The following is a 19,935-nucleotide window of genomic DNA, read 5'->3' on the forward strand; positions in this document are numbered from 1 at the left end:
TGTTATGGAATCACTAAATAAATTTATATTATTACTATTAGGTTTGTTTGTATCCTTATGTTCTGTTTTTGCTCAAAAAGTAGAACGCAGTTATATTCGTAAGGGAAATAGATTGTACAATGATAGTAGCTATATTGATGCTGAGATAAATTATAGAAAAGCTCTTGAAATTAATCCTAAGTCAACTGTTTCTATGTATAATTTAGGTAATTCACTTATTTATCAACAAAAAAATAAAGATGCATTAGAACAATACGTTTCTGCATCTAAAATGGAAAAAGACAAATCTAAATTATCTTATATTTATCATAATATTGGGGTTTTGTTTCATCGAGATAAAGACTACAAACAAGCTATTGAAGCGTATAAAAAAGCCTTAATTAATAACCCTAAAGATGACGAAACTCGTTATAATTTATCTTTAGCACAAAAATTATTAAAGGATGAACAGGACAATAAAGAGAATAATCAAAAAGATAATAAAAATAATGATTCCAACAATAGTTCAAATAATAATAAACATGATTCCTCTAAATCAAGTCAATCAAGCGAGAGGGACCCAAAAATGTCTAAAGAAAATGCAGAACAACTATTGAATTCAGTGATGCAAGACGAAAGAGATGTGCAAGATAGAATAAAAAAACAGCAAAAGTTACGTGGAGGTCGTTTAGAAAAAGATTGGTAGTCCATATATGATAGATAGTATTTAATATGAGAAAAATAATATTCTTTATAATAGTTTTGTTTGCAAGCAAAGCTCTTTTATTAGCTAATGGCAAAGTTAATTTTAAAGCTATAGCTCCAGAAACAGTTGTAGTTGGTGATCAATTTAGATTGTCATACACGGTTAATAGTTTAAATGTGAGGGATTTTCGTATTGCTTCAATAAAGGGTTTCGAAGTGTTGATGGGACCCAGTCGTTCCCAACAAAGTAGTACACAAATTGTGAATGGTACTGCGGCGTCTAGTAACAGTATAACTTTTACATATATACTTATGGCCAATAATGAAGGAATATTTTCAATTCCAGGTGCATCGATAACGGCTGAAGGAAATCCAATCACATCTAATTCTGTTAGAATCAAAGTTCTTCCAACAGGGAAAAGAGCATCTAATACGAATGGTTCTGTACATGATTCAAAATCAATATCTGCAAAATCTGTATCTAATAATGATCTTTTCATAACGGCTACTGTAAGTAAGTCAAATGTTTACGAGCAAGAAGCCTTTTTACTTACGTATAAAATTTACACAGTAGTAGATCTTAGGAATTTTTCTAATGTAAAATTACCTGATTTTAAAGGATTTCATTCCCAAGAAATAGAACTACCTTCAAATGCAAAATGGGCGTTGGAGCATTATAATGGTAAAAATTACCATACAACAATATATCGTCAATTTGTGCTTTTTCCTCAACAATCCGGTAAATTGATAATTGAATCAGCTCGTTTTGATGCATCTATAGCTAAAACCGTACAATCGGTTGATCCATTTGATGCATTCTTTAATGGTGGGAGTAATTATGTTGAGATAAAGAAGAGTATAATTACACCTAGAATTACTGTTAATGTATATTCCTTGCCACCCAAAAAACCTGTTGATTTTTCGGGTGGAGTAGGGACCTTTAGTATTTCTTCGTCAATAAGTAATACTAAAATTAAAACAAATGATGCTGTTACAGTCAAGGTGGTTATTTCAGGAATCGGCAATCATAAACTTATAAGCAGTCCTACTATTAAATTTCCAGATGATTTCGAAGTTTATGATCCTAAAGTTGATAATAAGGTTAAATTAACAAAAGATGGATTGTCAGGTAGTAAAGTGATTGAATATTTAGCAATTCCAAGAAATCCTGGAGTGTTTAAAATACCAGCTATTTCATTTTCTTTTTTTGATGTTAAAAATAAAGTTTATAAAAATATATCAACGAAAGAGTTTAATTTAGAAGTTGAAAAGGGAGTGGGAAATGCAGATCAGGTCATTGCAAACTTTACTAATAAAGAAGATTTAAAGATTTTAGGTGAGGATATTAGATATATAAAATTGGGAGATGCAAAAATTATTTCCGGTAGTAGCTTCTTTTTTGGCTCATTAACATATTGGTTGTGTTATATAATTCCAATATTCATTTTTGGAATTGTTTTTCTGATTTCTAAAAAGCAAATAGTTGAGAACTCAAATATTGCAAAAGTGCGAAATAAGAAAGCAAATAAAATTGCTTTAAAACGGATGAAATTAGCGCAAACTCTATTAAGAGATGATAATAAGGATTTGTTTTATGATGAGGTGTTGAAAGCTCTCTGGGGATATATTAGTGATAAACTTAATATCCCAGTTTCAAGATTATCAAAAGATAATGTTGAAGAAAGATTGAATAAATATGGCGTGCCTAATGAACTCATAAGAGAATTTATAGATACGTTGAATGAATGTGAATTTGCTCGCTATTCGCCAAGTGATAAAAATAGAGCGATGGATAATTTATACGTTTCTGCTGTTTCTGTAATTACTAAGATTGAGAATCTTATTAAAAAATGACATATCGTTATGAGAAAGATATTATTTATTACATTTTTTATTTTGACATATCAAGTGTCGCATTCGCAAGGTTCGTTAGAGATTGATTCATTAACGAACAATGATTCAATTGTTAATGCTACATCAAAATTAGGGAGTCGAAATCTTGTTATCTCCAAATCTTTAGCTGATAGTGCGTATATTAGAAACGATTTTACTACAGCGATTCAGATATATGAAATGATATTGAGGACAGGTGAGTCTGCAGATATATATTATAATCTAGGTAATAGTTATTATAAGATAGGAGATATAGCTAAAGCTATTTTAAACTATGAACGAGCTTTGATTTTAAAGCCTGCTAATAAAGACATTAGATCTAACTTAGAAATAGCAAGAGCTAAGACGGTTGATAAGGTAACAGATGTACCTGAGTTGTTTTTTATCACTTGGTTGAAGTCTATTACAAACTCAATGGGTATTCAGTCATGGGCAATTATTGCAATTTCCTTTTTTTTATTATTTATTGTATCAATATACATTTTCTTCTTTTCGACTAAGATTGTGGCTAGAAAAACCTTTTTTATTTTGGCCTTATTTTTCCTTGTATTTTGCGTTATAGCGAATATATCTGCTGCTTTTCAGAGAAGGGTTCGTTTGAATAGAATGAATGCAATAATTATCTCTCCAAGTGTAACAATTCGCAGTACCCCTAATGATAATGGCACAAGTTTGTTTATTCTCCATGAAGGCAGAAAAGTGTTTATTAAAGATGATTCGATGAAAGATTGGAAAGAAATTCAATTAGAAGATGGTAATGTTGGTTGGGTGAAAAAAAATGACTTAGAAGTTATTTGATAGAACTTATTGAACGTTTATAATAAATTGAATGAAGCACAAAATTGTAGTTTGTTCTTTTTATATAAATTAACAAAGCAGCAATATTGATATTTTAAAAACAAATTATTTCAAATAATAATTTGTTTTTTCTTTTTTATTTATTAAGTTTATAGCGTGATACATAGTATTAACCATAAATTTAATGAAACATGAGAACAATAACATTTAATGAACTCCGGAGGATTAAAGATTCGTTACCAAGTGGGAGTATGCATAGAATTGCAGACGAGTTAGGTTTAAATGTAGATACTGTACGAAACTTCTTTGGTGGCCATCATTTTAAGGAAGGTAAGAGTGTAGGGATACATTTGGAATCAGGACCAGATGGTGGGTTAGTGATGCTTGATGATACTATTGTACTAGACAAAGCTTTGAAAATTCTTGATGAGTTAAATATTAGTTTGCGTAAAGATAATTTTGTTGAACAATCGGCTGATATATGAGATTTAACTAATAATGTCCTAATTGAATATTGCAATTAGGACTTTTATTTTATACTATAATAAATTTAAGAATTATGGAAGATAAACTTGTAACATTAGCTATTTTGACTTATACTAAGGCTCAAATACTAAAGAATGTCCTTGAAAATGAAGGTATTGAAACATATATTCACAATGTGAATCAGATTCAACCAGTTGTATCATCTGGAGTAAGGTTACGTATAAAAGAGAGTGACCTACCAAGAGCACTTAAAATTACTGAAAGTTCTATATGGTTAGCAGAAGATATAGTGGGGGAGAATGAACTTAAAAAGATTGATACACCTCAAAAAGTGTTAATTCCTGTTGATTTCTCCAAATACTCAATAAAAGCATGCCAATTCGGTTTTGCTTGTGCAAAAGCCTTTAATTCTGAGGTTGTCCTATTGCATGTGTATTTTACTCCCATATATGCTTCTTCATTGCCATATGGAGATATATTCACTTATCAATCACCTGATAATGATGTAAAGAATGCTCTTCATAAAGTAAATTCTGATTTAAATGTATTATCTGATGAAATTAAAAAAAGAATTAGTTTAGGTGATTTACCTGATGTTCAATTTAACTGTGTTTTAAGAGAAGGAATTCCTGAAGAAGAGATTATTAGATTTACCAAAGAAGAGAATCCTAAGTTGATTGTGATGGGTACACGAGGAAAAAATCAAAAGGATTTAGATTTGATTGGTAGTGTTACTGCAGAGGTTATTGAACGCAGCAAAACTACAGTATTAGCTATTCCTGAAAATACTTCCTTGAATGATTTTTACAATGTTAATAAAATCGCCTTTTTGACAAATTTTGATCAAAGAGATCTTATTGCATTCGATGCGTTAGTAAATTCCTTTAAAGCTTTCAAATTTTCTATTTCTTTAATTCATTTATCGGAAGTTTCCGACACATGGAATGAAATTAAATTGGCAGGAATAAAGGAATATTTTAGAAATCAATATCCTGAATTAATTATTGAGTATAGTATTGTAAAACATGATGATATATTGGATAGCCTTGATAATTATATAAAAAATAATGCAATAGACATTTTAACACTAACAACTTACAAAAGAAATATTTTTTCTCGTTTGTTTAATCCTGGAATAGCCCGAAAAATGATTTTTCATTCAGATACGCCTTTATTGGTAATCAACACTAGACGTAATTTTTCTAAACCTTGAATTTAACAAGTCGTAATTAATATATAAATTGTTTATTTATATATATAATTGGTATTATGTTTAATAATAATTTGGATTTCAACATATTAACATATAGAAAAAGCTGTCCCAATTAATTAATTGGGACAGCTTTTTCTATATGTTAATATGTTATTGATATTAATTATTCATTAATTTATCAATTTCTTCAAACTCTTTACCTAAATTGAGATTATAATAAATTCTGTATAAACCTTGAATCCACAAATCTTTTTGGTCTGGCTTTAAATCTCTAGCTTTTTCATAATATGGTCTAGCTTCTTCATAGAACTTTTTTATTTTAGCTTGTTCTTTAGAATACTTAGGATCATTAACGTCTGCTGTTGTTTTTGATGCATAATCCTGAGCTTGCAAACAGTAAATTAGTCCTAAGTTTGAATAGGCTTCTGCGTATTTAGGATCAATTTCAATTGTTTTTTTGTAGAACTGAATTGCCTTATCATAATCCTTCATATTATGATATAAATATCCCTTAACATATAAATAAAATGTGTTATTAGGATCTTTATTCAACATATCATCAGCAAACTGCATTGCTTCTCCATACTTATTTGTATTGCTATAATAGTCAATTAGATGACCAAAAAAGAATGCATGTTGAGGATATTTTTGTATTCCCTCTTTCAATGTTTCAACCCATTTAGCTGTGTCCGCCTGAGCTTTATATGCTGTGGCCATAAACTCCAAGGCGTATTTACCGACTTCCTTATCATTTTTAGCAAATGGAGCATATTTTAGTACAGCTGGATAATTTTCCATTTTAGCAGCAGCAAGTGATGCATAATAGGCTACTTGAGGAAGAACAGTATCTTTTTCTACAAAATTTTCTTTTTCAAAAATAGGATGTGCAGAAGCATCAACATAGGCAGCAAAGAAAGACAAAGCTTCTTTGTTTTTATCTAAATTAAAATATTGTATACCACCGTTGATAAGATTAGAACGTTCTGCAATCATAGTTGCAGCATTGGCCTTTCTATATTTATTTTTAACCTTACCTTTTTCATTAGGAGTTTGAGCTAATTCATCACATTTTAAAAAATAGTTATACATATTTAAAACGCTATTATATACCTTTAGAGTATCATATGGCTTTTTTAAATATGCATTTTCCATCTCTTTTTCATTTATTCTTTTTTGAATAAACCCAGCTACATCCCATGTTTCGGGATTATCTTTGGTCTCGGGATTTGTTAAGGCTTCATTTATTAATTGTTCAGCCTTACTAAAATCAGGTTTTACTTCATTAGCAATTTTCTTTGCTTCTTTTACATTTTTCTCTTGTGCAAAAGCAAAACTAGCTATAATAAGTAAAATCATTGAAAATAATACTCTTTTCATGATGTTTTTAATTAAATGTTAATATTATGTCTATTCAATATTACTTCTCTTGGTGTTCATTAAATTCTTCGGCACTACTTTCAATAGCATTGTTAGCAGTCTCCACTTCTTCCTCTAATAAATCCTCATTTTCAGACGTCACTTTACAAACAGAGCCTATTTGATCGTTGCGTTTTTCAAGATTAATTAGTCTTACTCCTTGGGTAGCGCGTCCCATAATACGAACATCAGCTACTTTTAAACGAATAGTAATACCAGATTTATTAATGATCATCAAATCATTATCGTCAGTTACAGACTTTATGGTGACAAGTTTACCCGTTTTTTCTGTTATATTCATGGTTTTAACACCTTTTCCACCGCGATTGGTCTTACGATAGTCCTCTATATCAGAGCGTTTTCCATAACCTTGTTCAGAAACGACCATAATAGATTCTGCTTCGGAATCTTTAATACATATCATTCCAACTACTTCGTCTTCGCCATCCTCATCAAGGGACATTCCACGTACTCCAGTCGCAGTACGTCCCATAACACGAACCGTGTTCTCATTGAAACGAATTGCCCGACCATTTTTGTTGGCAATAATAATTTCATTATCACCGTTGGTCATACGTACTTCAATGACACGATCATCTTCACGAATTGTGATTGCATTAACGCCATTTTGACGTGGTCTGGAATATTGTTCTAATAAAGTCTTCTTGATGACGCCATTTTTGGTACAGAAGAGCACATAATGGTTGTTAATATAATCTTGATCTGATAAGTCTTTTACACGAAGATATGCATTAACAGCATCATCTGAATCTATATTTAATAGATTTTGAATTGCTCTTCCTTTCGAATTTTTAGAACCTTCGGGTATTTCATACACCTTTAACCAATAACATTTACCTTTTTGAGTAAAGAACATCATTGTGTTGTGCATAGTTGCCGGATATATATGTTCTACGAAATCTTCATCACGAGTTTCTGAACCTTTTGAACCTACCCCACCTCTATTTTGAGCACGGAATTCTGTTAATGGAGTCCTCTTGATGTAACCCAAATGTGAAATCGTGATAATCATTTCATCATCCGAATAAAAATCTTCTGGATTAAATTCTTCAGAAGAGTATACTATTTCAGAGCGACGAATGTCTCCGTATTTATTTTTAACTTCAATTAACTCATCTTTAATTACTTGCCGGCAAATTTCATCATTTGAGAGAATTTCTTCGAAATAAGCGATTTGCTTCATCACTTCTGCATATTCAGCATGGAGCTGATCTTGCAACAAGCCTGTTAATTGTCGTAGACGCATTTCAACAATTGCACGAGCTTGTATCTCGCTTAATTCAAATCTAGATATTAAGTTTGCAATTGCATCGTTAGGCGTTTTTGCTGCTCTGATAATACGAATTACTTCATCAATATTATCTGATGCAATAATAAGACCTTCTAAAATGTGAGCTCTTTCTTTTGCTTTCTTGAGATCAAATTGTGTACGGCGAATAACGACATCATGTCTATGCTCAACAAAGTTAGAAATTAAGTCGTACAAATTCAACGTCTTTGGACGACCATTTACAAGTGCTACATTGTTAACTCCAAAAGAAGTTTGCAATGCTGTCATTTTGTAAAGCTTATTTAGAACGACACTAGCATTGGCATCTCGTTTAATATCAATAACAATACGCATGCCGTCACGATCTGACTCATCATTTGCATTTGAAATACCTTCTATTTTCTTTTCGTTAACAAGATCAGCAATATTTTTAATCAGTTCTGCTTTGTTTACGTTATATGGTATTTCAGTTATAACTATTTTGTCGTGGTTTTGTCCTGATTCGATTTCTGCTTTTGCACGCATTATTACACGACCTCGTCCAGTTAAATAAGATTCGCGTACTCCACTAATTCCATATATAAATCCTCCAGTGGGGAAATCCGGAGCCTTTACATATTCCATCAATTCTTCAACAGTGATTTGCTTGTTATTTAAATAAGCAACGCACGCTTCAATAACTTCAGATAGATTGTGAGGAGGCATATTAGTAGCCATACCCACAGCAATACCTGAAGCACCATTTACAAGAAGATTAGGAATGCGTGTCGGCATTACCTTAGGTTCAACAAGTGTATTATCAAAGTTAGGATCAAAATCTACAGTCTCTTTATAAAGATCTTGCATCATTTCTTCACCCAATTTGTTTAAGCGTGCTTCTGTATAACGCATCGCTGCCGGACTATCACCGTCAACAGAACCAAAGTTACCTTGACCATCTACTAAAGGATAACGCATCGCCCACTCTTGTGCCATTCGCACCATGGCAAGATATACAGAAGAATCACCATGAGGGTGGTACTTACCGAGTACTTCACCCACTATTCTTGCCGATTTTTTATAAGGTTTGTCTGAAGTATTGCCTAGTTCCATCATTCCATATAGAATTCTGCGATGAACCGGTTTAAATCCATCTCTAACATCAGGAAGAGCTCTCGATACGATAACAGACATAGAATAATCTATGTATGACGATTTCATTTCTTCTTCAATGTTAATCTTTATAATTCTGTCTTGTTCAAGCATTTAAAAAGATTATTAATTATACATTCGTGGCTTATGAAAAACCACGCTAAAGTACTACATTTTCACGATATACAAAAGTATTCAGCTAAAAACTTTATTGTCTGTATTCCCTTGTTGTTAATGAATGTCGTGAGATTATTTATAACATACCATATTAATTTGAAAAAAACAATAATATTAATGCCTTTTTACGTGTTATTGATGAAATTAATCTCTAGTTTTAAGGACTATTTTAATCAAAACTGGCATGACATTTGTTGATAGATAAATAAGGAATGAGATATAAAACGGGCTTAAATAGAATTTTTCTACATTTGCCATTAATAACCTTTATAAAATATGAAGATGAATAATCAGTTTTCGCAAAAAGTCTCTGAAGTCATTATATATAGCAAGGAAGAAGCCAATCGCCTCAAAAATGGCTATATAGGACCTGAGCATTTACTTCTAGGATTAATTCGGGATGGTGAAAGCAGAGCTATTGAGGTATTAAATACACTCCATATAGATCTTAATGATCTAAAAAAACGCATTGAGTCAATTTTGAAATTTCATCAAGATGATATGTTATTACCTGACGCTGATATTCCGTTATCTAATGACACAGCTCGAATTCTGAAACTTGGAATCTTAGAAGCGCATCTTTACAGAAGCAATGTTGCAGATACGGAACATTTGATATTAGCAATTTTAAAGGATCGTAATAACACAGCTGCTACTATTCTTGGTGAAAATAGTATTGATTACAAAGCCTTTTTGGAACATATGTCATACTTACCTGACGTTAATGCAAGCTCAAGTTTCTCGGAAGACGATGAGGAAGAAGATGATATGGAAGACTCCCGAGCGAGTAGCAGTTCAGGAAGTATAGAACACCACCAAACCCAGGCAGTTCGTAAACCTTCAAATGATACACCAGCACTTGATAATTTTGGGGTTGACATGACAAAGGCTGCTCAAGAAGGTAGGTTAGATCCTGTTGTTGGACGTGAAAAAGAAATTGAACGTTTGGCACAAATTCTTAGTCGTAGGAAAAAGAATAATCCAGTTTTAATTGGAGAGCCTGGAGTTGGTAAGTCGGCTATAGTTGAGGGACTTGCGCTCAGGATAATCCAAAAAAAAGTATCTCGTATATTATTTGATAAACGAGTAGTAGCTTTAGATATGACATCGATTGTTGCCGGTACAAAATATCGTGGGCAATTTGAAGAACGAATTCGTACTATATTGTTAGAATTACAGAATAATCCTAATGTAATTGTCTTTATTGATGAAATTCATACTATAGTTGGTGCAGGATCAGCTGCAGGCTCTATGGACGCAGCAAATATGCTTAAACCCGCTTTGGCTCGCGGTGAAATACAATGCATTGGTGCTACAACTCTTGATGAATACCGTAAGAATATAGAAAAAGATGGAGCTCTTGAACGTCGCTTCCAGAAAGTGTTGGTAGAACCAACTACGCCTGATGAAACGATTCAGATATTACGTAATATAAAAGAAAAATATGAAGACCATCATAATGTTAATTATACAGAAGCTGCATTGCTGGCGTGTGTTAAGTTAACAGATAGATATATTACTGATAGAAATTTCCCAGACAAAGCAATTGATGTGCTAGATGAATCAGGATCCAGAATTCACTTGACCAATATTACGGTACCTAAAGAAATAGAAGACCAAGAGAAGCTGATTGAAGAAACAAAACAACAGAAAACCGAAGCTGTTAAGTTGCAAAATTATGAATTGGCAGCTAGTTTCAGAGATAAAGAAAAGATGTTTTCAGAACAACTAGAACAGATGAAAAAAGATTGGGAAGCAACCCTTAAAGACAATAGACAAACTGTTGATGAGGAAGATATAGCGAATGTTGTTTCTATGATGTCTGGTGTGCCTGTACAGCGAATGGCGCAGGCTGAAGGAGTAAAATTGGTTAATATGAAGACTGATCTTAAATCCAAAGTTGTTGCTCAAGATGCCGCTATAGATAAATTGGTAAAAGCAATTTTACGCAGTCGCGTTGGGCTTAAAGATCCCAATAAACCTATTGGTGTATTTATGTTCTTAGGTCCTACTGGGGTTGGTAAAACACATTTAGCCAAAGAATTGGCTAAATATATGTTTGGCACTTCAGAAGCATTAATTCGTATTGATATGAGTGAGTTCATGGAAAAATTTACGGTGTCCAGATTGGTTGGAGCTCCTCCAGGGTACGTTGGATATGAAGAAGGTGGACAGTTAACAGAAAAAGTTCGCCGGAAGCCATATTCTATTGTATTACTCGATGAAATAGAAAAAGCTCATGCTGACGTCTTTAATCTCTTGCTGCAAGTTATGGATGAAGGACGGCTAACTGACAGTTATGGCAGAATGGTTGATTTTAAAAATACAGTTATAATTATGACTTCAAATATTGGAACTCGTCAATTGAAAGATTTTGGTAGAGGGGTTGGTTTCGCTACCCAAAGCCGTTTGGATGATAAAGAATTTTCAAGAAGTGTTATTCAGAAGGCTCTAAATAAATTTTTTGCTCCTGAGTTTTTGAATCGAGTTGATGAATTAGTAACGTTTGATCAATTATCCTTGGACGCTATAATCCAAATCGTAGACATAGAGCTTAAAGGTCTGTGTCAAAGGGTTCAAAATATTGGATATTCTCTAGCGATTGATGAAGAAGCCAAGAAGTTTATAGCGACAAAAGGTTATGATATTCAATATGGTGCACGTCCACTTAAACGTGCAATTCAAACTTTATTGGAAGATCCTTTGTCTGAAATGATTATTACTTCTGATTTACAAGAAGGCGACATCATAAAAGTAACCTTTAATTCGGAGATGAATTCTTTAGATATTACGAGACAAGGTAATCAATAAACTAAATAATCAACCGTCAAAATGTCAGGCAATGTTGCCTGGCATTTTTTTTGTGATTGTTTTTAAAACTACTGTTATTATTGATAATTAAAAAATATAAGTTATTATGCAAAAAGGTAATATTGGGGTTACAACGGAGAATATTTTCCCCATCATAAAAAAGTTTTTGTACAGTGACCATGAAATTTTCCTACGAGAAATAGTTTCTAATGCTGTTGATGCTACTCAGAAGCTAAAAACACTTTCTTCAATGGGTGAATATAAAGGAGAATTGGGTGATTTGACGGTGAGAGTATCGTTAAATAACGATACAATAACTATTTCGGACCGTGGAATAGGTTTGACCGCAGAAGAAATAGAAAAATATATCAATCAAATTGCTTTTTCCGGTGCGAGTGATTTTCTTGAAAAGTATAAGAATGATGCTAATGCTATCATCGGTCACTTCGGTCTTGGTTTTTATTCTTCCTTTATGGTTTCAAAAAAAGTGGAAATTGTAACCAAATCTTATAAAGAAGGTGCTCAAGCTATCAAATGGTCGTGTGATGGTAGTCCGGAATATACACTTACAAATGCTGATAAAGAAGATAGAGGAACAGATATAGTACTTTACATAGATGATGATTGCAAAGAATTTTTGGATACAACTCGTATATCCTCTCTTTTAAAAAAATATTGTAGTTTTCTTCCGGTTCCTGTTTCATTTGGAAAAAAGAAAGAGTGGAAAGACGGACAACAGATTGAAACATCTGAAGATAACATCATCAATGAAACAAACCCATTATGGACACAAAAGCCTAATGAATTAAAAGACGAAGATTATAAATCTTTCTACAGTAAACTGTATCCTATGTCCGATGAACCATTGTTTTGGATTCATCTGAACGTGGATTACCCGTTTAACCTTACAGGTATTCTTTACTTCCCAAAAGTTAAAAGTAACATTGATTTGAATAAAAATAAGATTCAGTTATATTGCAATCAAGTTTATGTAACTGATTCAGTTGAAGGAGTTGTGCCTGATTTCTTAACGCTTCTACATGGTGTTATTGATTCTCCGGATATTCCTTTAAATGTTTCTAGGTCTTATCTTCAGAGTGATTCTAACGTGAAGAAAATTTCTAGTCATATTTCAAAAAAAGTTTCAGATCGTTTACAGTCTATTTTTAAAAATGATCGTAAACAATTTGAAGAAAAATGGAACGATTTGAAGCTCTTTATCAATTACGGTATGCTTACGCAAGAGGACTTTTATGAGAAAGCTCAAAAGTTTGCTCTGCTTGGTGATACAGATGGCAAATACTACACATTTGAAGAATACAAAACATTGATTGCGGAAAATCAAACAGATAAAGAAGGCAATTTGATTTATCTTTATACCAATCACAAAGATGAACAATATAGTTATATTGAAGCTGCTGTAAATAAAGGATATAATGTGCTTTTAATGGATGGTCAGCTTGATGTTGCTTTGGTTAGCACTTTGGAACAAAAATTTGAAAAGGCTCGTTTTACCCGTGTCGATAGTGATATTGTTGACCATTTGATAATTAAAGAGGATAAAGATGCTCATGTGCTCGAGGTGTCAAAGCAGGAAGCTTTGACTACAGCTTTTAAGAGTCAATTGCCTAACATCAATAAAGTAGAATTTAACGTAATGGCACAATCTATGGGAGAAAACGCATCCCCTATTGTAATAACTCAGAGTGAATATATGAGACGTATGAAAGAAATGGCAAATATACAAGCAGGCATGAGTTTTTATGGAGAAATGCCTGATATGTTTAATTTGATTCTTAATACTGATCATAAATTACTAAAATCAGTACTTGAAGATGAGATAAAGGAATGTGGTGCTTTAATTAATCCAATAGAGAAAGAAATAGAGGGAATTAGTATTCTTCGAAAAGAAATTCAAGATAAACAGAAAAATAAGAAAGATGAAGATATTCCTGTTTCAGAAAAAGATGAATTGAAGAGTCTTGATGATAAATGGGATGATTTGAAAAATAAAAAAGAATCTATCTTTTCAGATTACGCAAGTCGAAATAAAATAATTCGCCAATTAATTGATTTAGCTTTGTTACAGAACAATATGCTTAAAGGAGAATCTTTGAGTAACTTTGTTAAGAGAAGTATTGAATTGATATAAGAATTATTTTTTAAGGATTTGAATAAAAAGTATCTTGGGTATTAACATTATACCTGAGATACTTTTGTTTTATCGCATATAACGTATATAAAGTTATAGTAAAATCGGTCATTCATATTTTTTTTATTTATATTTGAGTTTTAATTTTGGATACAACTCTATAATATTTCCTTCATTATGAAAAGATTGATTCTAGCCTTTATAAGTATTAGTCTCCTTTTTTCACTTGCGCAAGCACAAAAAGTAGGCTTGGTACTTAGCGGAGGTGGAGCTAAGGGACTCACTCACATAGGAATTATACGAGCGCTTGAAGAAAATAACATTCCGATTGATTATGTTACAGGAACATCAATGGGGGCCATTATTGGCTCTTTATATGCAATGGGGTATTCCCCTGATGAAATGGAAACGCTTATTGGTTCTGAAGAGTTTAAACGCTGGTATTCCGGGCAGGTTGAGGAAGGATATGTTTATTATTTCAAGAAAAACTTACCTACGCCTGAGTTTTTTAATATTAAACTTGCAATTAAAGATTCAATTTATCTAAAGCCTCAGATCTTACCCACTAGCGTTGTAAATCCTATTCAGATGAATCTTGTTTTCATAGACTTATTTGCTAGAGCTACAGCGGCTTGTGAAAATGATTTTGATAAATTGTTTGTTCCCTTCCGTTGTGTTGCATCAGATGTATATAATAAAAAGCAAATTGTAATGCGTGATGGAGATTTAGGTGATGCTGTACGTGCTTCGATGAGTTTTCCGTTTGTATTCCGTCCTATTAAGATAGATGGAGTTTTAGCCTATGATGGAGGTATCTATAATAATTTCCCTACGGACGTAATGCGAGAAGACTTTAAGCCTGATCTAATCATTGGTAGTGTTGTTGCTAAGAACCCTACAATTCCTGATGAAAAAGATATTATGAGCCAAATTGAGAATATGGTAATGCAACGTACGGATTATACATTGCCTGACTCGGCAGGAATATTAATGACATTCAAGTATGAAGATGTTAATCTGCTTGATTTTCAGCGTTTAAAAGAACTTGAGTCTATTGGTTATAATCGTACAATTAGTATTATGGACTCAATTAAAAATAGAATACATAGGCGGGTTAACTATGAAAATGTGCGTTTAAGACGTCTGGTTTATAAAAGTAATTTGCCCGAACTACGTTTTAAAAATATATATATTGAAGGAGCTAGTCCTCAGCAAGAAAGCTACATAAAGAAGGAATTTCATCAATCAGACGATAACGGTTTTACTTATGAAGAATTAAAAAGGGCTTATTTCAGACTTTTATCTGATAACATAATTTCTGAGATCATACCTCATGCCCGATATAATCCAGATAATGAATCTTATGACCTTTTTTTAAAGGTAAAAATAGATTCAGAATTTGCTCTTCGGGTAGGTGGAAGTATATCTACAACAAGTTCTAACCAAATTTATTTTGGAATTTCTTATCAAGATTTGAATTATTACTCTAAAGAAATCAGTTTTGATACACAAGTTGGTAAGATATATAATAATCTTCAGCTAATGGCGAAAATAGACCTTCCAACGACCCTACCAACTTCGTATCGTTTTATTGCTTCTATGAGTACATTTGATTATTTTAAAAAGGATAAATTGTTTTCTCGTGATGATGTGCCTGCATTTAATAGTAAAGAGGAACGATTTGTTAAGTTGAAAATGGCACTTCCTTTCCTTTCCAGCAAGAAAGCTGAATTTAGCGTCGGACTAGCTCGTTTCGAAGATCGCTATTATCAAAGCAGCGTGATAAACTTTGATGATGACAAAAACGATAAAAGTACATATAGTATATTTGGTGGCTCTATCAGTTTTAATGGCAGTACTCTTAATGCTCGTCAGTATCCAACTCAGGGATACCAAGATGCACTTGTTGCTCAAATATATACAGGTACAGAAAGGTTTAACCCTGGCACACAAACTTATTCAAGTAGTATTGATAATTACAAAAAAAATCATGCATGGTTGCAACTTTCGTACTTAAGAGAGAAGTATCATCGTTTATCTCCAAAATTCACTCTAGGATGGTATGTAAACGGATTGATTTCATCTAAGAATTTTTCTCAGAATTATACTGCTAGTGTATTACAAGCAGGTGAATTTACGCCAACTGCACATAGTCGTTTAACATATAATGAAGCGTTTCGTGCCAATCAATATGTGTCGAGCGGAATAATGCCAATTGTTCATCTAAATGACTTGTTTCATCTTCGTGGTGAATTTTATGGATTTATGCCGATTTTCCCAATTAGGCGTAATGAATATAATAAGGCATACTATGGGAGATCGTTCTCTGAGTTTGAATATTTAGGTGAAATTTCTTTGGTTTGTCAGTTGCCTTTTGGTGCTATTTCGGCTTACGTAAATCATTATAGCTCACCAAGTAAGGAGTGGAATGTGGGGTTAACTTTAGGTTGGCAGTTGTTTAATTATCGCTTTATTGAGTGATTTTTATTTTTAAAAAAACTTCTGAAAAGCTTGCTGGTTCGGAAAAAGTGCGTATCTTTGCACCCGTTAAACAAATGGCCGCGTAGCTCAACTGAATAGAGTAGCTGACTACGGATCAGCCGGTTACAGGTTTGAATCCTGTCGCGGTCACTTTTTAACTTGAAAGGTCGCGTAGCTCAACTGAATAGAGTAGCTGACTACGGATCAGCCGGTTACAGGTTTGAATCCTGTCGCGATCACAAATAAAGAGATGCCTAATAAGTATCTCTTTATTTGTATGTATCTAAATGTAATTTTTCCCAAACATTCCCACATGTTTATGGGGAATGTTTGGAAAGTGAAATTAGCATTTTATATTTAGTTCATTTAAAACCTTTCTAATGGCTTCAAAAGTAGTAATTCGGGTAGGCACAAGAGGTAATCTTAGTTTATTTTCAATCATTCCCATTGCACTAAGCATAGATTTTACACCAGCCGGATTACCATCTACAAATAGCAAATCGAATAGTTCAGTAAAGCGGTGATGAATCGCTAAAGCATTAGCAAAATCACCTTGTAGCGCTAATCTTGTCATTCTGCTAAATTCTCTGGGAAATGCATTTCCAATAACTGAAATAACTCCAACGGCACCAAGTGTAATCAATGGAAAGGTTATGCCGTCGTCTCCTGATATAACTTCAAAATTCGTCGGCTTATTTTTTATGATATCATCCATTTGAGTGATATTTCCAGATGCTTCCTTAATTGCTATTACATTCTTGAAATCACGGGCTATTCTCAATGTTGTTTCTGCTGTCATGTTTACTCCCGTTCTCCCTGGTACATTATAGAGTACTATTGGTAATTCTGTTGATTCGGCAATAACCTTATAGTGCTGATATATTCCTTCTTGAGAAGGTTTATTGTAATATGGAACAACTGATAACACAGCGTCAACTCCCGTGAAATCATCATTTTTTAATTGCTCAGCTACAGCTCGAGTATTGTTACCCCCTACGCCCAGTAAAATGGGAATACGTCCATTAACTCTGTCTATAACCAGCTTTTTTATTTTCTTTTTCTCTTCCTCTGTCAATGTTGGTGTTTCGGCTGTTGTTCCAAGCACACATAAAAAATCAGCATTGTTTTGGACTAGATAATCTACCAGTCTCATTAAGGCATTGTAATCAACGCTTTCATCTTCTTTGAAAGGAGTAATCAATGCTACCCCCATTCCTCTCAATTTAGTTTGTATCATGAGTATTATTAATAATCTCTAAGTAATATGAATACAAAAGTACAAATATTTTCTCTTTTACCTCGTTTAATGCTATATAAAATAACTACGAGGCTTAAAAATGTTACGAAATGAGTTTTAGAAACTCCTCTTCGTTAATAATCTTTATTCCTAATTTGTTGGCTTTATCAAGCTTTGAAGGTCCCATGTTTTCACCGGCTAAAATGAAACTTGTTTTCGCTGAAATGCTACCCACATTTTTGCCTCCATTCTTTTCTATCATGGCTTTATATTCATCTCTCGAATAGTGAGTGAAGGTTCCACTTATTACTATCGAGAGGCCAGATAACTTATCTGTGTAATCAGCACGTTCTTCTTCTGAACGTTGCATCGTCAGTCCTGCATCCTTCAGGCGTTGAATAAGCGTTCTGTTTGTTTCATTACTAAAGAAATTCAGTATACTTTGAGCAATTTTCTCGCCAATTTCATCAATATTAATGAGTTCTTCTTTCGATGCATTTATTAATTCATCTATATTGGTGAAAGATTTAGCTATTTTTTTGGCTACTGTTTCACCCACAAAGCGAATACCTAATGCAAATATAACTCTTTCAAAGGGAACCTTTTTGCTTTGCTCAATCCCATTAATTATGTTTTCAGCAGATTTTTCGCCTTTACCATCTAGGTCTTTAATCTTTTCAATTGTTAATTGATAAAGATCAGCTGTGTTTTGTATGAGTCCCAATGAGTAGAATGAGTCTACGGTTTCGGGTCCCAGCCCATCAATATTCATCGCTTTTCGGCTAATAAAATGTTCAATTTTACCTTTTATTTGGGGAGGACAAGCTGAATCATTGGGACAATAATGAGCAGCTTCCCCTTCGTAGCGAATTAATGTACTTCCACATTCGGGACATTGATTTATGAATTTGACCTTTTCACCAATCATGAAACTACGTAATGCAGTGTCTACTCCGGTAATTTTGGGAATAATTTCTCCTCCTTTCTCAACGTATACCATATCACCGATGTATAAGTCCAAGTTCTCAATGATATCTGCGTTATGCAAAGAAGCTCTTTTCACCACTGTTCCCGATAGCTGTACGGGTTCTAAATTAGCTACAGGTGTTACAGCTCCTGTTCTGCCAACTTGGAAAGTCACGCTATTAAGCCGTGTCAATGCTCTTTCGGCCTGAAACTTATATGCGATAGCCCATCGTGGAGATTTTGCTGTAAAACCGAGGTTTTTTTGTTGCTTTAAACTGTTTACTTTTAGAACAATTCCGTCGGTAGCAACTGGGAGATTCTTTCTTTCAATATCCCAATAACTTATAAATTCAAAGATTTCTTCAGTAGAATGACATTTTCTCATTAAAGGTGATATTTTGAATCCCCATTTTTTTGCTTCCTGTAGATTCTCGTAATGTCCGTCGAATGGCAAATTATCACCCAATAGGTAATATAGATAAGCGTCTAGTTTTCTAGATGCCACGATCGATGAATTTTGCAATTTCAGAGTACCCGAGGCCGCGTTTCGCGGATTAGCAAAAAGAGGCTCTTCTCGTGCTTCTTTTTCCCGATTTAATTCTTCAAAAGTATCCCATGGCATTAATATTTCCCCTCTCATTTCAAACACTGGCGGATAGTTGTTGCCATGTAATACCAAAGGAATTGATTTTATTGTTTTTACATTGTCTGTAACATCATCGCCTTTTTCTCCATCACCTCTAGTTACAGCACGCATTAGTTTGCCATCTTCATAAATTAAAGAAATTGAAGTGCCGTCATATTTCATTTCACAACATATTTCAAATTCTTCGTTTAAAGCCTTGCGTACTCGTTGGTAGAATTCATTAACTTCTCCTTCAGAATAAGTGTTGGAGAGTGAAAGCATTGGATATTTATGGCTAACTTGCGTGAAATTTTTATTAATATCACTTCCTACGCGCACACTTGGTGAATTTTCATCCTGGTATTCCGGATGTTGTTCTTCCAATTCTTGAAGTTGCCGCATTAATGAATCAAATTCTTGATCGGATATACTGGGCGTATTCAATACATAATAATTATAATTGTGCTGATGCAGTAAGGAACGTAGCTGCTCTATTTGTTCTTTAACGGTCATATTCAACATTGTTTTGGGCAAAAATAACTGTTTCTCTTCGAATATTAGTACTTTTGCGCAA

The 19,935-nt window shown here is 33.2% G+C and carries 12 protein-coding genes and 2 tRNA genes; 10 read left to right on the forward strand and 4 right to left on the reverse strand.

Annotation, left to right across the window (positions count from 1 at the left end):
* The first annotated feature begins 4 nt into the window (after positions 1–4).
* The 5 genes from C511_RS0113240 to C511_RS0113260 all read left to right on the forward strand — a co-directional run bounded on the left by C511_RS0113240 (position 5) and on the right by C511_RS0113260 (position 5,074).
* On the forward strand, positions 5–685 hold the full coding sequence (locus C511_RS0113240; protein ID WP_024997711.1) for a tetratricopeptide repeat protein: 681 nt from the start codon (positions 5–7) through the stop codon (positions 683–685).
* Between the two features lie 26 nt (positions 686–711).
* Entirely contained in the window at positions 712–2,538 is a 1,827-nt protein-coding gene (locus tag C511_RS0113245) for a BatD family protein (protein ID WP_024997712.1), read from the forward strand.
* 9 nt (positions 2,539–2,547) lie between these two features.
* Positions 2,548–3,375, forward strand: a complete 828-nt coding sequence (locus C511_RS0113250) for a tetratricopeptide repeat protein (protein ID WP_027318259.1) — start codon at positions 2,548–2,550, stop codon at positions 3,373–3,375.
* Between the two features lie 191 nt (positions 3,376–3,566).
* Entirely contained in the window at positions 3,567–3,860 is a 294-nt protein-coding gene (locus C511_RS0113255) for a hypothetical protein (protein WP_024997713.1), read from the forward strand.
* Positions 3,861–3,934: 74 nt separating this feature from the next.
* The gene (locus tag C511_RS0113260) at positions 3,935–5,074 is read left to right on the forward strand and encodes a universal stress protein (protein WP_024997714.1); all 1,140 of its coding nucleotides are present in this window, start codon (positions 3,935–3,937) and stop codon (positions 5,072–5,074) included.
* 159 nt (positions 5,075–5,233) lie between these two features.
* On the opposite strand, the gene C511_RS0113265 is transcribed toward C511_RS0113260, so the two are convergent.
* Both C511_RS0113265 and gyrA read right to left on the reverse strand, forming a co-directional pair.
* Positions 5,234–6,451 carry a tetratricopeptide repeat protein gene (locus tag C511_RS0113265; protein ID WP_027318260.1) on the reverse strand — a complete coding sequence of 406 codons (1,218 nt, stop codon included), beginning with the start codon at positions 6,449–6,451 and terminating at the stop codon, positions 5,234–5,236.
* Between the two features lie 40 nt (positions 6,452–6,491).
* Positions 6,492–9,026, reverse strand: a complete 2,535-nt coding sequence (gyrA, locus tag C511_RS0113270) for a DNA gyrase subunit A (protein ID WP_024997717.1) — start codon at positions 9,024–9,026, stop codon at positions 6,492–6,494.
* Between the two features lie 345 nt (positions 9,027–9,371).
* Here gyrA and C511_RS0113275 point away from each other — a divergent pair, with 345 nt between their 5' ends.
* The 5 genes from C511_RS0113275 to C511_RS0113295 all read left to right on the forward strand — a co-directional run bounded on the left by C511_RS0113275 (position 9,372) and on the right by C511_RS0113295 (position 16,772).
* Complete coding sequence (locus tag C511_RS0113275) at positions 9,372–11,900, forward strand: ATP-dependent Clp protease ATP-binding subunit (protein WP_024997716.1); 2,529 nt, start codon at positions 9,372–9,374, stop codon at positions 11,898–11,900.
* A 106-nt stretch (positions 11,901–12,006) separates the two neighbouring features.
* Complete coding sequence (htpG, locus tag C511_RS0113280) at positions 12,007–14,052, forward strand: molecular chaperone HtpG (RefSeq protein ID WP_027318261.1); 2,046 nt, start codon at positions 12,007–12,009, stop codon at positions 14,050–14,052.
* Positions 14,053–14,229: 177 nt separating this feature from the next.
* A complete protein-coding gene (locus C511_RS0113285) occupies positions 14,230–16,533 on the forward strand; it encodes a patatin-like phospholipase family protein (protein ID WP_024997715.1) in 2,304 nt (767 codons plus the stop codon).
* Between the two features lie 76 nt (positions 16,534–16,609).
* Positions 16,610–16,683: transfer RNA gene (locus C511_RS0113290), tRNA-Arg, on the forward strand.
* Between the two features lie 15 nt (positions 16,684–16,698).
* Positions 16,699–16,772: transfer RNA gene (locus tag C511_RS0113295), tRNA-Arg, on the forward strand.
* 104 nt (positions 16,773–16,876) lie between these two features.
* Here the strand turns inward: C511_RS0113295 and dapA are convergent.
* Positions 16,877–17,770, reverse strand: coding sequence for a 4-hydroxy-tetrahydrodipicolinate synthase (dapA, locus tag C511_RS0113300; RefSeq protein WP_024995519.1), 894 nt, complete (start codon positions 17,768–17,770; stop codon positions 16,877–16,879).
* Positions 17,771–17,873: 103 nt separating this feature from the next.
* Entirely contained in the window at positions 17,874–19,874 is a 2,001-nt protein-coding gene (ligA, locus tag C511_RS0113305; RefSeq protein WP_027318262.1) for an NAD-dependent DNA ligase LigA, read from the reverse strand.
* Between the last annotated feature and the right edge of the window lie 61 nt (positions 19,875–19,935).

This window comes from Bacteroides graminisolvens DSM 19988 = JCM 15093, assembly GCF_000428125.1.
GTDB lineage: Bacteria > Bacteroidota > Bacteroidia > Bacteroidales > Bacteroidaceae > Bacteroides > Bacteroides graminisolvens.

What these genes read in the sequence shown, in the direction of transcription:
- C511_RS0113240 (WP_024997711.1), top strand. Translation starts at nt 5, where the DNA reads ATGGAATCACTAAATAAATTTATATTATTACTATTAGGTTTGTTTGTA.
- C511_RS0113245 (WP_024997712.1), top strand. Translation starts at nt 712, where the DNA reads ATGAGAAAAATAATATTCTTTATAATAGTTTTGTTTGCAAGCAAAGCT.
- C511_RS0113250 (WP_027318259.1), top strand. Translation starts at nt 2,548, where the DNA reads ATGAGAAAGATATTATTTATTACATTTTTTATTTTGACATATCAAGTG.
- C511_RS0113255 (WP_024997713.1), top strand. Translation starts at nt 3,567, where the DNA reads ATGAGAACAATAACATTTAATGAACTCCGGAGGATTAAAGATTCGTTA.
- C511_RS0113260 (WP_024997714.1), top strand. Translation starts at nt 3,935, where the DNA reads ATGGAAGATAAACTTGTAACATTAGCTATTTTGACTTATACTAAGGCT.
- C511_RS0113265 (WP_027318260.1), bottom strand. Translation starts at nt 6,451, where the DNA reads ATGAAAAGAGTATTATTTTCAATGATTTTACTTATTATAGCTAGTTTT.
- gyrA (WP_024997717.1), bottom strand. Translation starts at nt 9,026, where the DNA reads ATGCTTGAACAAGACAGAATTATAAAGATTAACATTGAAGAAGAAATG.
- C511_RS0113275 (WP_024997716.1), top strand. Translation starts at nt 9,372, where the DNA reads ATGAATAATCAGTTTTCGCAAAAAGTCTCTGAAGTCATTATATATAGC.
- htpG (WP_027318261.1), top strand. Translation starts at nt 12,007, where the DNA reads ATGCAAAAAGGTAATATTGGGGTTACAACGGAGAATATTTTCCCCATC.
- C511_RS0113285 (WP_024997715.1), top strand. Translation starts at nt 14,230, where the DNA reads ATGAAAAGATTGATTCTAGCCTTTATAAGTATTAGTCTCCTTTTTTCA.
- dapA (WP_024995519.1), bottom strand. Translation starts at nt 17,770, where the DNA reads ATGATACAAACTAAATTGAGAGGAATGGGGGTAGCATTGATTACTCCT.
- ligA (WP_027318262.1), bottom strand. Translation starts at nt 19,874, where the DNA reads ATGACCGTTAAAGAACAAATAGAGCAGCTACGTTCCTTACTGCATCAG.